The sequence below is a fragment of the Paractinoplanes brasiliensis genome (assembly GCF_004362215.1).
GTDB lineage: Bacteria > Actinomycetota > Actinomycetes > Mycobacteriales > Micromonosporaceae > Actinoplanes > Actinoplanes brasiliensis.
This window is the reverse complement of record NZ_SNWR01000002.1, coordinates 638357-651437: the sequence shown is the minus strand read 5'-3', so window position 1 is coordinate 651437 and position 13081 is coordinate 638357. Positions and strand designations below refer to the sequence as shown.

Here is a 13081-nt window from a genome sequence, read left to right as displayed (position 1 = left end):
GCCGGCCGTCCTGTTCAGGTGGCGCCGGCTGTCTCGAGGAGGGCTTCGCCGGCGATCTCGACGCGGACGGTCTTGCCGACCAGCACGCCCCCGCTCTCCAGCACGACGTTCCAGACCAGGCCGAAGTCCGCACGCTCGAACTCGGTCCACGCGCTGAAACCGAAGATGTCACGCCCGTACGGGTCACGGCGGGCGCCGCCGTACTCGACGTTGAGATCGACCGGGCGGGTCACGTCCTTGATCGTGAGCAGGCCGTGCACCACGAACTTGCCGCTCGGCTTGGCCGCGGGCAGCCCGGCGGGGTTCGGCCGGCGGGACAGCGGGTTGTTGCGCAGCCGGGCCCACAGGAAGATCGCGTCGTTGTTCTCCTGCCACTCGACGCTCGTGCTGCGGAACTCCAGCGTCGGATATTTCGCGACGTCCAGGAAGTCGGGGCTGGTGAGATGCGTGTCCCGCTCCGGGTTGTGCGTGTTGAGGCTGGTGGCGTCGATCGTGGCGGTGACCGACGAACGCGCCGGATCCTCGGCGACGAGGATGGTCGCGCTCCCCCGCGCGAATTCACCGCGAACCGGGCTCACCATCATGTGCTGGGCATGGAATCCGAGCCGCTTGTGCGCCTCGTCCAATTTGTACACACCCGGGTCGGGAATGGTCAGCCCGTTCCACTCACGGATCGGTCGGTCGACCATAGCTTCGCTCCACTCCTCGGCCACTCGGTCACATTCTCCGAATTCAAAGGATCTTATGCCCACCACGCGAGTCGTGGCGTCCCACCCGGACACTCAGGGTGCGCACATGCAGGCCAAGGGGCCCGACAGTCGTCGGGATGGGGCGGTAATAGCCCGTTTTATACAGCGACCGGCGTCACATTTTTCAGGCTGTCGTGACGCAGTGTTTCATCCACGGAAACAAAAGCGTATCGCGTGATGATGAACACTCCGAGTCAGTCATTCGACCCATTTCAATATCCGCACCTGTCAGCGACCCGACAGAAAGTGAATATCCATTCTGGACCCCAACCCGCACAAGGAACAAAACGGCCGGACGCCCTGAGCCGGAGCAGGGCGCGGATCCGGGGAGCGGGCCGGCACGGATTCCTGTACGCGGCGCTTGCTCAGGTGGTGGGTGGCGAGCAGAACTCGAGCGAAGACGCCCTGGTTCCGCGAGGTGTGCCCTGGGGCTTCGGAACCGGGTCATGTAAGGAACTCCGGTACTTGATCAGTCCGGTGTCCTGGGGTTGCATGAGCATCCCGGTTGGTCCGGTGGGGAGGCGACGAGTTGGGGTCTGAGGGAGAGCCTCGTACGACTGATTGCCACCGCTGGTCTGGCCACGGATGCCCCGGATGAGGGAAGTGGGCCGGTCCAGTCAGAGGCCGGGCCCGGTTGCAGCACATGAGTGGGAGCCGTCGTCAGATTGCTCTGCCTCCTTGGGACCGTGGCTGTCGTGCGGTGTGACCTGCGCGGGCGGGCCGGAGCCGTTACTACTGGCTGTGGTGTGGGGAGGTTCGGTTGGTGCAGCGCAGGCTGGTCGGGATCGATCTGGGGATCGCGTCGGCGCACACGGTGCGGGTGCGTGACGAGGCCGGGCGGGAGGTGTGCCGGCGGCGGTGTATGCCGACGGTGGACAGCCTGACCGTCATTGAGCAGGCTGCTCTGGCCGGGGCGGTGCCGGGCACCCGGTTGGAGGTGGTGATGGAGCCGACCGGGCCGGCGTGGTTGCCGATCGCGGTGTTCTTCACCGCCCGTGGGCATCTGGTGTTCCGGGTGTCGAGCGCGAAAGCGGCGGACCTGCGCCGGTTCCTGAAGCGGCATGCCAAGTCCAACGGTATCGACGCTGACACCCTGGCGCGGTTGCCGTTGATCGATCCGGACGGGTTGCGGCCGCTGGAGTTGCCGGACGCGGCCGCGGCGGCGCTGGACCGGCGGGTACGGGCGTGTGACCGGCTGACGATGGCCGCCTCGGAGCACAAGGTGCGGATCAAGGACCTGGTCCGGCAGGTGATGCCGTGCACCCCGCTGACCGGGGACCTGGGCAAGACGGATCTGGCGGTGCTGGAACAGTACGCCGACCCGCGTGCCCTGCTGCGGCTCGGCCGTGACGGGCTGACCGCGTTGATCGTCACCGAGTCGAAGAACCATCAAGGCCAGGCCCGGGCCGAGCAGTGGCTGGCCGCGGCGCGGGCGGCGGTCGAGCTCTACGGCGATCATCCGGCCGTGGCGTTCACCGACCTGGCCGACGAGATCGCCACCGAGGTCCGGTTGCTGCGTGCCATCGACGCCGAACTGGCCGCGCATGCTGCCGAGCGGGAGTCCTGCTACCGGTGGGTGGACCCGATGCAGCTGGCCCGCAGCCTGCCCGGCCTGGCCGAGGTCGGCGGCCCGGCGATGACCGCGGTGATCGGTGACGCCGCCCGGTTCCCGACCGCGGCGCACTTCAAGTCCTACCTCGGGCTGGCGCCGCGGGCGTCGGAGACCGGCGACACCGACCGCAAGGGCCAGCCGATGTCCAAGGCCGGCTCCCGCCTGGCCCGGGCCACGCTGATCCGGGCCGCGGACTGGGCCCGCAAGCAGGATCCGCAGCTGGCGCAGGTCTACCACCAGCAGATGGTCGAACGCGGCGCCGAACACCTCAAAGCCAGCTGTGTGGTCGCCGGCAGGCTCGCCGAACGGCTCTGGACCGTGATGCGCCGCCGGATGCCCTACGTCATCTGCGACGTCGACGGCACCCCGGTCACCGGACAACAGGCGAAACAACTCATCGCCGAGCAATGGACCGTGACCGAACAGATCCGCCGACGGCGGCGCAGCAACAAGAACAGCAGGGCGGGGAAGGCCCCTCAACAAGCCCTCACGGGACATGATCGAAAAGACGCTCAAGGCGTACGAACGAGGCGACCTTCCCCACACGAATCCTCCACGGCCCAGTCACGGACCGTCAAGCCAACCCACGCTTGACAACAAATCCTCGATAGGGAATCAGGCGTCGGCTTTGAGGGCCTGGCCCGTGAGCTCGACGGAGCGGACCCGGTCGTCCAAGCCCAGGGCGTGATGGGCGGTGATCAGCTCGTCGGCGCCGGCCTCCGTGGCGAACTTGAGCAAGTATTCGCGTACCTCGTCGGGGGTGCCGACGGCGGTGTAGCGGGTCATGTTGGCCAGGCTCGCGCCCGCTGGGGAGGCCAGGAACGCGTCGATCTCGGCGTCGGTGAAGTTGCCGCCGCGGGCGCCCCGGGTGATGAAGGCGCGAGTGCGGGAGCGGTAGGCGCGGACCTTCTGATCTTCGGCCGCGGCGTGGTCGGGGGCGGCGAAGACGTTGACGCCGGCGATCACGTACGGCGTCTCGAGCTGGGCGGACGGGCGGAACGTCTCGCGGTAGACCTCGACGGCCTGGTGCAGTGCGTCGGGGGCGAAGTGCGAGGCGAACGCGTACGGCAATCCGAGCTGGGCGGCCAGCTGAGCGCCGAACAGCGACGAGCCGAGGATGTAGAGCGGGACCGGGCCGTCGGGGGTGGGCACCGACTGGACGCCGGGCACACGGGAGTGGCCGGTGAGGTAGCCGTTGAGCTCGAGCACGTCCTGCGGGAAGGACTCGGCCGAGGCGTTGTCGCGGCGCAGGGCCAGCATCGTGTTCTGGTCGCTGCCGGGCGCCCGGCCCAGGCCCAGGTCGATGCGGCCGGGGTAGAGCGTGGCCAGGGTGCCGAACTGCTCGGCGATCACCAGCGGCGAGTGGTTGGGCAGCATGATGCCGCCGGCGCCGAGGCGGATGGTCGACGTGTGGGCGGCCACGTAGCCGATGACGACGCTGGTGGCGGACGACGCGATGGTCGGCATGTTGTGGTGCTCGGCGTACCAGACCCGCTCGTAACCGCTCGCCTCGGCCGCCCGGGCCAGCGCCACGCTGCCCTCGAGGCTCTCCCGGGCGGTGAGCCCCTCGCTGATGGGGGCCAGGTCGAGAATCGAGATCGCGATCGACATGGGTTGAACCTACTCCGCGGTCCTTACATCGACACTGTGCGCCGGAACACGTCCGCCGCTAGAAAGACACCCGGCGGAACACGTCGAGCACGAACCACTCGTCCTCGTGCCGGACGACACGCTCCAGCCCGGCCTGCGCGTCCAGCGCCGCGCTGACCTGGAACCCGTCGTAGTTGCCGCCGTTGCCCCGGTCGCGGAAGTGCACCGAGACCAGGTCGCCGTCCACCTCGAGGCAGCGCACGAACCCGTCCAGCGCGGCGGCGAGGTCGGCGGCCGAGAAGTAGTACAGCAGGTCGCCCACGACGATCAGGTCGAAGGTCCCGGCGGGAAGCTCCGCGGGCAGGTTCGCGCGCTCCACCCGTACGTGGGGAAGGTCTTTGACTGTCTCACGGGCCTGCTCGACGGCCGACGGCACGCTGTCGACGGCCAGCACCTGGTCGCAGCGGGCGGCGAGCAGCCGGGTGAGGAGCCCGATCGAGGCGCCCGGCTCGTAGCAGGCGCGGTAGCGCTCGCGGGGCAGGCTGGCCATGGTCACCGCGTACTTGCGCTGGTTGTGCCATTTCGTGGCCACGTCCCACGGGTCGTCCTTGGCCTCGTAGAGCCCGGAGAAGTAGTCCAGCGACACCGTGTCGGCCGGCGGCTGTGCGTCGTCGAGTGCTCGTACCACCTGTGAAAACTTACAGACCGCTTGTCCGGATCGTCTAAGGGGTCACCGCCTGCTGCCGATGAGACCTCGCGAGGAGGACGTGAATGCGGGGTAAGGACCACGGGCGCGCGAGCGGCACCGGCGATCAGGGTTTCACGCTGGTCGAGGTGCTCGTCGCGCTGGCCGTGCTGTCCATCACGCTCCTGGCCGCGACCCCGTTCTTCGTCGGCAGTCTGCAGAGCGTCAACAAGCAGCGGACCCGGCAGGCGGCGATCCAGCTGGCCAACACGACGATGGAGCAGGTGCGCGGGCTCAAGGGCAGCTCGCTGCTGAGCGGGCACGGGCAGCAGGCCGGCGAGCAGCAGTTCGCGGCCGCCCCCGCCGTGGTCAAGCCCTACCTGGCCACGATGCAGGTCGAACGGGACGCGGACAGCACTGTCGCCCCCACCGACGGCGCCGACGCCCCCATTTCGACGGCGGCCCAGGTCACCGTGGTGGAGGGGACCCCGTACACCCGGATGGTCTATGTCGGGGCCTGCGAGGTCTATCTGATCCCGACCAGCTCCGGCGCGTGTGTCTACCCGCTGGGCAAGCCCAAGGCGCCGGCCGACCAGACCAAGATCCTCAAGTTCTTCCGGGCCGTGGTCCTGGTGAGCTGGCCCGACACCTCGTGCCCGCAAACCCCCGGCATTTGCCAGTACGTGGCCTCGACGCTGGTCTCGCGAGCCCCGGAACCCAATTTCGACATCAAGCGCCCCTCCCCGACAGTTCTGACGGCGGCGGCCGTCTTCTACCGCGGCATTCCGGTCTCGTTCCAGCTGGAGGCGCGGGGCGGCCAGCTGCCCAACACGTGGACCATCGCCCAGCTGCCGGCCGGTCTGACGATGAACGGCGCCGGGCTGATCACCGGAACGCCGGCCGCGGCCGGTGTCACTCCGCTGGTCTCCACCACCGTCACCGACCGGCTGAACCGCAGCGACTCCTCGTTCATCACGTTCACGGTGGTGCTGCCGCCGACCGTGACGCCGCCGACGACCCCCGGCAACCATGTCGGCGAGGCGGTCAGCTTGCCGGTCACCGCCGCGAACGGGGTCGGCCCGTACGTCTTCACCGCCGCGGGCCTGGCCCCGGGGCTGAGCATCGACGCCGCCACGGGGCAGATCACCGGGACGGTCACCACAGCCGGCACGTACGCCACCACGATCACCGCCACCGACCAGAACGGCGTCGCGGGCACCGGCAGCTACAGCCACGTGGTGCTCCCCGCCGTCGCCCTGGGCCCGCTGACCGACCGGACGATCGACCTCGGCGACAAACTCACCCTGACCGCGACCGCCACCGGCGGCGACGGCAAGTACACCTTCAATGCCTCCGGGCTGCCGCCCGGCGTGTCGATGAACAAGAACGGCATGATCAACGACACGGTCTCGATCTCCGGGCGTTTCCTGCCCACGATCAGCGTCACCGATAGCCTCGGCGGCACCGGCGGCGTGGCCAGTCAGCGCATCGTCCTGCTGGTGAACCCCACGGCCGGCTCGCTGACGTTCACCTCGCCCAGCCCGGCCGCACCCGACCGGAGCACCCCGCGGGGCACGCCGGCTTCGCTGCCGCTGACCACCAACGGCGGCCTGCTCGGCCTCAACCCGCTGATCGCGGTGACCGGCCTGCCACCGGGCCTGACCTTCAACCCCGTCACGGGAGTCATCTCGGGAACGCCGAACACCGCCGACACGTACGTGGTGACCGCGACCGCCACCGCTGTCGCCGCCACCACCGTCCTCACCTTCGTCTGGACGATCACATGACCGGCGCCCGCAAGACCGACGACCGCGGGGTCAGCCTCATCGAGCTCGTGGTGGGCATGGGGATCATGTCGGTCGTGCTGGTCATCGCCCTGGGCGGACTGGTCGAGGTCTACCGGAACGTCAACCGGGTCGACTCGGTCAGCGTCGCGCGCGACCAGCTCACCAACAGTTTCCGCCGCCTCGACAAGGAGCTGCGGTACGCCTCCTGGGTCTCCGTGCCCGGGCAGGTCGGCGCCGCCTGGTACCTCGAGTACGCGACCACGGGCGGCTGCCGCCAGCTCGTCCTCAAGGACGGCGTGCTGACCACCGCGTCGTGGACCCCGCCCGCCACCACCCCGGGCGCGCGTACCACCATCGCCACCGACCTGGCCCCCACCGGGAACACCCCGCCTTTCACGGTTTACCTGCCCAATTCCACCCCGTACGCGTCGGCCAGTCCCGGCGTCTCCGGAGTGGGACGGAAATACCAGCTCGCGCACAGCCAGGTGCGGCTGCGCTTCACCGGGCACGTGGGCGTGACCAGCCTGCCGCTCGACGTGCTCTTCACGGCCCAGAACACCATGGCCAGCAACGTGTTCTCGGACGCCGGCAAGCTGGTGGACAACGACTGCGGCAAAGCGAGGCCGGCCTCATGATGCGCGTACGGCACGAGGACGACGAGGGCTCGATGCTGATGGCCCTGCTGGTGGTCACGGTCGTGATGACACTGTCGGCGCTGCTGGGCCCGATCGTGGTCCGCCAGATCCGGACCAGCGTCAGCCTGGCCGACCGCAACACGGCGCTCAACGCCGCGCAGGCGGGCCTGGACGTGATGATGGCCCGCGTGCGGGCGGCCGCCGACCAGGAGAACCAGACCGGTTACCTGGAGAACCTGCCGCCGTGCACGCTGACCGGCGACGCGGGCGTGCCGGCGACCGGCGAGAAACTCCCGTACGTGGTGACGTTGAGATACCGCGACCAGGACGGCCTCGACATGCCCTGTCCGGCCATGGACGTGCCCGCCACGGCGGTCGTCAGCTCCACCGGAACCGGCGGCCCGGTCAAACGGACCCTGACAGCCACATATGTCTTCTCGACCAGCAACACCAACATCCCGGGCGGCCAGATCCGGATCGCCACCTCCACGCTGGGCAACCAGTGCTTCGACTCCGGGACGGCCACCGCCCCGGCCGACAACACCCCGGTGCTGATGGCCCCCTGCGACGGCAGCAGCCGCCAGCAGTTCGGCTACACCGCCGACCTGTACCTGCGGCGCATCAACTCGGAGTCGTCCAGCGCGCCGCTGGGCATGTGCCTGTGGGCGAGCGACGCCCGTAAGGCGGGCACCGCCGTGGTGTTCAGGCCCTGCCCGGCCCTGCGGACCACGACTTTCCAGTGGGCCCTGGACGGCAGTTCGCTGTTCCACTCCACCACGACGGCCAGCAAGTCCGACAGCGGCTCCTGCGTCAACGTCGACTCACCGGGCTCCATCGCCAACCGGGCCGTCGTGCTGGGCAACTGCACGGTCAACAACGCGAAGACGGTCTTTCGCTCGGCCACCGGCGTCGGGGCCGGCATGGCCGGGGACCCCACCAACCAGCTGGTCAACTACGCCCAGTTCAGCCGCTGCCTCGACGTCACCAACAAGTCGACGGGTTCGGCGTACATGATCGCCTGGTTCTGCAAGCAGGACCCGGGCGGCGTCGTCGACTTCAACCAGCAGTGGGTCCACCCCACCCCGGTCAGCCCCGCCGTCACGGCGACCGGCCCGATCATCGTCAACAACCAGACCGCCACCAGCAACAGCAAGAACGGCTCGCCCAACAACAACTACTGCCTGCGCTCGCCCGGCGTGGTGAGCGCGACGTCCTGGGTGACCGTCGTGCAGTGCGCGACCCCGGCGTCGCAGACCGGCACAAACCTGCAGTGGACCGTCTATCACGACACCGGCGACTACGGCACGAGCTACCGGATCAAGGACTTCAACGGCTACTGCCTGCAGCCCACCGACCAGAACAGCGGTGTGTCCAACGACTTCCACGGCGACGGCACGAGCAAGGTCAAGGTGGCCGTCTGCAACACCTCGGAGCTGCAGAAGTGGAACGCCCCGGCGAACATCAGCCAGCCGACCCCGCTGGTCGACCTGACCGAGAAGTAACCCCGCGCACGCTCCGGCCGGCGATCGGATCCGGTGCTCGTACGAGATCCGGTCCGGGTCGTCCCGGCCCTGATGGCCCAGCCGGCCGCGCTGCTCAGTTGTAGGTGAGGATCTTGTTGATCAGGCCGCCGCCGGGGAAGTCGAGCATGAGCATTCCCGTACGGGTGACCGGGGTGTGCACCTCGGGACCCTCGGACAGATAGGTCAGCAGGAACGGGTTGACGCCCTGCACGCCGAGGGCGCCGCCCGCCACCTGTTGGGGCTGGGCGAACAGGCTGGACCCGGAGGCGAAGTTGACGTACATCTTCGACGGGTCGCCGGCGCTGGTGGCGTCGAGGAAGCGGCGCACCTGGTCGCGTTTGGTGGCGATGGCGCCCACGTTCGGCACGTTGTAGTTGTCCTGCACCCATTCCGACGAGCCGTCGTGCCAGCCGGAGAACTGGGCCAGCCCGTACCGGTCGATGACGCCGCCGCGGGGGCCGTTGAGCACGGCCAGCACCACTTTGCCGCGGATCTGGCCGAGCGCGGGGGTGGGAGCGGCGGCCGACCGGGTGACCGAGGGCGTCCAGAAAAGGCCGGGGCGACCACCCACGTACGCGTCGAAGATGTCCTGGAAAGCACGCTGCCCGGAAGCGTCGGCGCAGGAGCCGAGCTCGCCGGTGCATTCCTGTTTGAGGCGCAGCACGACGGCCTCGCCGGGGTGGGCGCTCAGGAACTCGGCGAGCCGGGCGAGCACGTCGTCGAAGTTCGCGTTCTGATACGTCGCGCCGTGGTGGATGGTGAACGTGTTTCCCGAGTTCACCCGGGCCCGTACGTCGATCATCCGGATGCCCGCCCGCAGCTGCGCGGTCAGCGTGTGCGCGCTGTCGCCGTAGTTCTCCTGGGTCTGGGTGAGCGCCCCGCCGTGGATGGACAGCGTCTCGTGTGTGCCGGGGATCGACAGCGCGGCCAGGCTCCGGCCGTCGGGCAGCGCGCGCATCCAGTCGGGGTTGGTTGCCGAGGCCAGGGTGCGATAAGAGCTGTCGGCCCCGTACGCCGGCACGGGCGCGACGAGAACGAGGGCGGCCGCGAGAAGCACGGCGAAGGCACGCTTCATGCGCGCAGAATATATCGAAGGACGTGAACTTATCGACGGGCCATGGCCTCGGCCGCGAAGTTCATCAGCTGTTCGATCGGGTCGGCCGCCACCGGGGGCAACGACGACGCCGTCAGGCAGCGTTCCAGCAGCAGCTCGGCCAGCGCGGCCCGGTTGACGATCTCGCCCGCGTCGATCGAGCCGGGCAGGATGCGGACCTCGATCGTGTCGCGGACCGGGTGCTCGGCGAACAGCTGGGTCAGGTTGACGTCGAAGAACTTGGTGAGCCCGCCCTCGGTGGCCGCCCGGCTCAGCTCGTCCCACCCGGGCCGCCCGGCGGTGGCGGCCACCAGGGGCTCGGGCAGCGGGGCGAGGCGCCGGCAGGCCGGGTTGGTCTGCAGCAGCGCCCGCAACGGCTCACGCCAGTGCGCGAACAGGCGCACCACGTTGGCGAGGGCCTGCGGCCGGCGGAACGGCCCACCGTCGAGGTGCAGGTGGACGGCGGCCTCGGCCGGGACGGTGAAACCGAGCTCGCGGGCGGGGGCGAGCAGTTCCTCCAGGGCCTCGTGGTGGTTCGCGGCCAGCGGCGGGGTGATCACCTCGCAGGGGCGTTCGCGTTCGCCGCCGGCCGGGGCGGCCAGGGCGATCGTGCTGCCGGCGGTGTCGTCGAGGCGGAAGACGTCGCCGATCTGCTCCGGCTTGACGCCCCACAACGCCGCCGCCGGGTCGAGGACCGTTTCGAGAGGCGCCGCCGGGTCGCACCGCTCGGCCAGCAGGCCGAGCAGGCGTGAGTCGTCGCTGAGCACACGGAACCAGCCCGGTGGGGCGGGCGTGCGCGGATCGAGGCCGTCGATCAGGGTGATGTCGTCGACCAGGGTGCACAGAGGGCTGCCGTCCGGCCGGTCGACCGCGTAGCCCAGGGTGAGGTTGAGGAACCGGCCCAGGCCCGGCACCAGCGACGGCTCACTGTCGCGGTGCCAGACCGGGCGGGACCGGCCGCCGGAGCGGGCAGCCAGGTCGTCGGCGAGGCTGCGCCGGCTGACGCCGGGAGGCGCCATCAGCTCGATCTCGAAGCCGACGCGCCGGCGCAACCTGGTCGTCACGGCTTGATCGGCAGCGTCTGGCCGGCCAGCAGGCGCTTGCCCGCTTCGACCTTGGCCGACCACGTGTCCTTGAGCTTCCAGATCTTGGCCAGTTTCTCGGCGTCCTCCGCGTCGTAGCCCGCTGCCCAGAACGCGTCGGCCCGCTTGGTCTCGAGGGCCGCGGCGACGTTCTCCTTCTTCGGCTTGACCGGCAGCTCCTCGCCCGCCAGCAGACGCTTGCCACCCTCGAGCTTGGCGTCGGCAGGGTCGGCCAGCTTCCAGATCTCGGCCAGTTTCTCGGCCTCGTCCCAGGTGTAGCCGGCGTTGAAGAACGCCTGGAACTGCTTGTCGTGCTCGGGGGAGATCGTCTCCTCCTGGGCCGGGGTGTCCGGCAACGGCTTGAACGGCAGGGTCTCACCGAGGAGCAGCCGGCGACCGGCCTCGGCCTTGACCGCCAGGCGGTCGTCGTCGTTCATCTTCCACAGCCGGGCCAGCACACCGGCGTCCTCGTAGCCGTAACCGGCCTCCGCGTAAGCCTGCAGGTTGGCATCGACGCCGGCAGCGGCCGGGACCGAGGACGACGGCTTCGCCGCCGGAGCACCCGCCGGCACACCGGCAGCCGTGTTGGTGGCGGCGTTGTTCGCGGGAAGAAAGGCGGGCAGGTTGATCGCGCCCGCGATGAGGCCGGCGCCGAGCACGCCACCGGCCGCGACCTGGGCGCCCCGCCTGCGCCGCTTGTACTTCTGGGAAAGCTGCTGCACCCGGGCGTAGACCGCGGCCGGGTCCGGGGTGTTGTCCTCGTGCAGTTCAAAGGCCTCGCGCAGCTGATCGCGGTGCGGCTGCTCAGTCACGACTTCTCCTCGGCGGGAATGCGTTCCATGAGCTCCGGTGAGAGCCGGAGCGTTTTCAGCGCCCTCGAAGCGTGGCTGCGGACGGTTGCCGGGGAACACCCCAGCAGGTCGGCGATCTGCTCGTCCTCCAGCTGCTCGTAGTAGCGCAGCACCAGGACCGCCCGCTGTTTGCGCCCCAGCGTGGCCAGGCGTTTCCAGAGGACGTCGGCCATGACGACACCGTCGGCGTGGTCGCGCACACCACCCCGGGCGTCGTCGAGGTCGACGAGACGTTCACCGACCGCGTGCACGTGACGGACCGCCCAGCTGCGCCGCCACGACAGGTACTCGTTGAGCACCATGCGCCGCACGTACGCCTCGGGGACTTCCGCCTCGCTGATCCGCCGCCATCGGACCTGGGCCCGGGCCAGAACCTCCTGGACTATGTCCTGTGCGAGATCACGGTCGCCGGTGAGGACGACCGCGTACCGCAGGAGACTCGGGAGCCGGGCCATCGCGAACTGCTCGAAGGTCACAACCACTACGACGCCCCCCGCCGCGGATCTGTGCAGTCCCGTCGGAACATTTCTCGTCAGCGGTCGGGCGCGCCGGCCGGGGCCATCACCCGCAGCGCGTTCGCGGCCAGGCCGATCCGCAGCGGGGTGCTGCCGCCGGGCTCGCCGTCGACCTCGACCCGCGCCGGGCGATCGGTCTCGAGCCACAACTCCCCCGTGGCCAGGAACGGTTCCTCCCGCAACGTGCGCGAGGGACCTTTTGCCGCGTTGCGGGCCGTTTCGACCAGCAGCTCGCGTCGCTTGGGACCCCCGACCGCGTACGTGGCCAGGAGCCGGTCGTCGGCGTCGGCGTCACCGGCGATCGGGCGGCCCGCGTGGTGCCCGCCGTTGGCAACGTACACCTGGTGGCTGCGGAACTCGTGGCTGCGCCCGTCGGTGCGTACGGTGATGCGCAGCGGCTGGTGGCGGGTGAGCAGGCCGAGCGCGGTCAGCGGGTACGCCAGCCGGCCCAGCACGCGTTTGAGCGGGCGCGGCGCCTTGAGCATGACCTCGGCCGAGAGCCCGACTCCGACGTGGTTGGTGAACGGCTCGCCGCCCGCCAGGCCCAGGTCGAGGTCGATCACCTTGCCGTCGACCAGCACGTCGACGGCCTCGCCGAGGTCGAGCGGGGTGTGCGCCGTACGGGCGAAGTTGTTGGTGGTGCCCAGCGGCAGCAACCCGAGAGCGACGTCACGGTGCGCGAGCAGGCGGGCCGCGGTGCTGATGGTGCCGTCGCCGCCGCCCGCGATGAGCAGGTCGGGTCCCTTGGCCAGGCCCTCGGCGAGCACGTGCTGGAGCTCGCGGGGACGGTCGACCGCCTTGGCCCCGAGCAGCGTGAACCCGGCCAGCTTCAGCCGCTCGAACGCGGTGTCGTAGAGCAGCCGGCCCCGCCGGGAGTGGGCGTTGACCACCAGCACCGCACGCTTCTTCTCGCGGATGTCGGCGGTCAGCTGCTCCTTCGTACGCACCTGGTCGACCCT

The 13081-nt window shown here is 69.8% G+C and carries 12 protein-coding genes; 4 read left to right on the top strand and 8 right to left on the bottom strand.

The annotated features are described in order from the left end of the window. Positions 1-14: 14 nt before the first annotated feature. Entirely contained in the window at positions 15-689 is a 675-nt protein-coding gene (locus tag C8E87_RS34995) for a YceI family protein (RefSeq protein ID WP_133877691.1), read from the bottom strand. Between the two features lie 823 nt (positions 690-1512). On the opposite strand from C8E87_RS34995, the gene C8E87_RS34990 reads away from it, so the two are divergent. Beyond that, positions 1513-2955, top strand: a complete 1443-nt coding sequence (locus C8E87_RS34990) for an IS110 family RNA-guided transposase (protein WP_239080767.1) — start codon at positions 1513-1515, stop codon at positions 2953-2955. 21 nt (positions 2956-2976) lie between these two features. On the opposite strand, the gene C8E87_RS34985 is transcribed toward C8E87_RS34990, so the two are convergent. Both C8E87_RS34985 and C8E87_RS34980 read right to left on the bottom strand, forming a co-directional pair. Then, on the bottom strand, positions 2977-3972 hold the full coding sequence (locus C8E87_RS34985) for an LLM class flavin-dependent oxidoreductase (RefSeq protein WP_133877690.1): 996 nt from the start codon (positions 3970-3972) through the stop codon (positions 2977-2979). A gap of 58 nt (positions 3973-4030) precedes the next feature. Next, positions 4031-4639 (bottom strand): class I SAM-dependent methyltransferase, encoded by a 609-nt coding sequence (locus C8E87_RS34980; protein ID WP_133877689.1) that lies wholly within the window; start codon positions 4637-4639, stop codon positions 4031-4033. Positions 4640-4722: 83 nt separating this feature from the next. Between C8E87_RS34980 and C8E87_RS34975 the strand changes: the two genes are divergently transcribed. From C8E87_RS34975 to C8E87_RS34965, 3 genes are read left to right on the top strand one after another with little or no spacing between them, the layout of a single operon-like run. Next, the gene (locus C8E87_RS34975; RefSeq protein WP_133877688.1) at positions 4723-6423 is read left to right on the top strand and encodes a putative Ig domain-containing protein; all 1701 of its coding nucleotides are present in this window, start codon (positions 4723-4725) and stop codon (positions 6421-6423) included. Continuing rightward, positions 6420-7058, top strand: coding sequence for a type II secretion system protein (locus C8E87_RS34970; protein WP_133877687.1), 639 nt, complete (start codon positions 6420-6422; stop codon positions 7056-7058). The genes C8E87_RS34975 and C8E87_RS34970 overlap by 4 nt, the downstream gene beginning before the upstream one ends. Beyond that, entirely contained in the window at positions 7055-8560 is a 1506-nt protein-coding gene (locus C8E87_RS34965; protein WP_133877686.1) for a ricin-type beta-trefoil lectin domain protein, read from the top strand. The genes C8E87_RS34970 and C8E87_RS34965 overlap by 4 nt, the downstream gene beginning before the upstream one ends. A gap of 94 nt (positions 8561-8654) precedes the next feature. Here the strand turns inward: C8E87_RS34965 and C8E87_RS34960 are convergent, their stop codons facing one another. The 5 genes from C8E87_RS34960 to C8E87_RS34940 are packed head-to-tail and all read right to left on the bottom strand — an operon-like array spanning position 8655 to position 13069. Next, entirely contained in the window at positions 8655-9656 is a 1002-nt protein-coding gene (locus C8E87_RS34960; RefSeq protein ID WP_133877685.1) for a phosphatidylinositol-specific phospholipase C, read from the bottom strand. A gap of 29 nt (positions 9657-9685) precedes the next feature. Further along, positions 9686-10738 (bottom strand): amidoligase family protein, encoded by a 1053-nt coding sequence (locus C8E87_RS34955; protein ID WP_133877684.1) that lies wholly within the window; start codon positions 10736-10738, stop codon positions 9686-9688. Next, positions 10735-11568, bottom strand: coding sequence for a hypothetical protein (locus tag C8E87_RS34950; RefSeq protein WP_133877683.1), 834 nt, complete (start codon positions 11566-11568; stop codon positions 10735-10737). Before C8E87_RS34950 ends, C8E87_RS34955 begins: the two co-directional genes overlap by 4 nt. Beyond that, positions 11565-12083 carry a SigE family RNA polymerase sigma factor gene (locus tag C8E87_RS34945; protein ID WP_239080487.1) on the bottom strand — a complete coding sequence of 173 codons (519 nt, stop codon included), beginning with the start codon at positions 12081-12083 and terminating at the stop codon, positions 11565-11567. The genes C8E87_RS34950 and C8E87_RS34945 overlap by 4 nt, the downstream gene beginning before the upstream one ends. A gap of 56 nt (positions 12084-12139) precedes the next feature. Further along, on the bottom strand, positions 12140-13069 hold the full coding sequence (locus tag C8E87_RS34940) for a diacylglycerol/lipid kinase family protein (RefSeq protein WP_133877682.1): 930 nt from the start codon (positions 13067-13069) through the stop codon (positions 12140-12142). Between the last annotated feature and the right edge of the window lie 12 nt (positions 13070-13081).

Excerpts from the sequence above, each read along its gene's own strand:
- C8E87_RS34965 (WP_133877686.1), top strand. The coding sequence starts at position 7,055 with ATGATGCGCGTACGGCACGAGGACGACGAGGGCTCGATGCTGATGGCC.
- C8E87_RS34960 (WP_133877685.1), bottom strand. The coding sequence starts at position 9,656 with ATGAAGCGTGCCTTCGCCGTGCTTCTCGCGGCCGCCCTCGTTCTCGTC.
- C8E87_RS34975 (WP_133877688.1), top strand. The coding sequence starts at position 4,723 with ATGCGGGGTAAGGACCACGGGCGCGCGAGCGGCACCGGCGATCAGGGT.
- C8E87_RS34985 (WP_133877690.1), bottom strand. The coding sequence starts at position 3,972 with ATGTCGATCGCGATCTCGATTCTCGACCTGGCCCCCATCAGCGAGGGG.
- C8E87_RS34970 (WP_133877687.1), top strand. The coding sequence starts at position 6,420 with ATGACCGGCGCCCGCAAGACCGACGACCGCGGGGTCAGCCTCATCGAG.
- C8E87_RS34995 (WP_133877691.1), bottom strand. The coding sequence starts at position 689 with ATGGTCGACCGACCGATCCGTGAGTGGAACGGGCTGACCATTCCCGAC.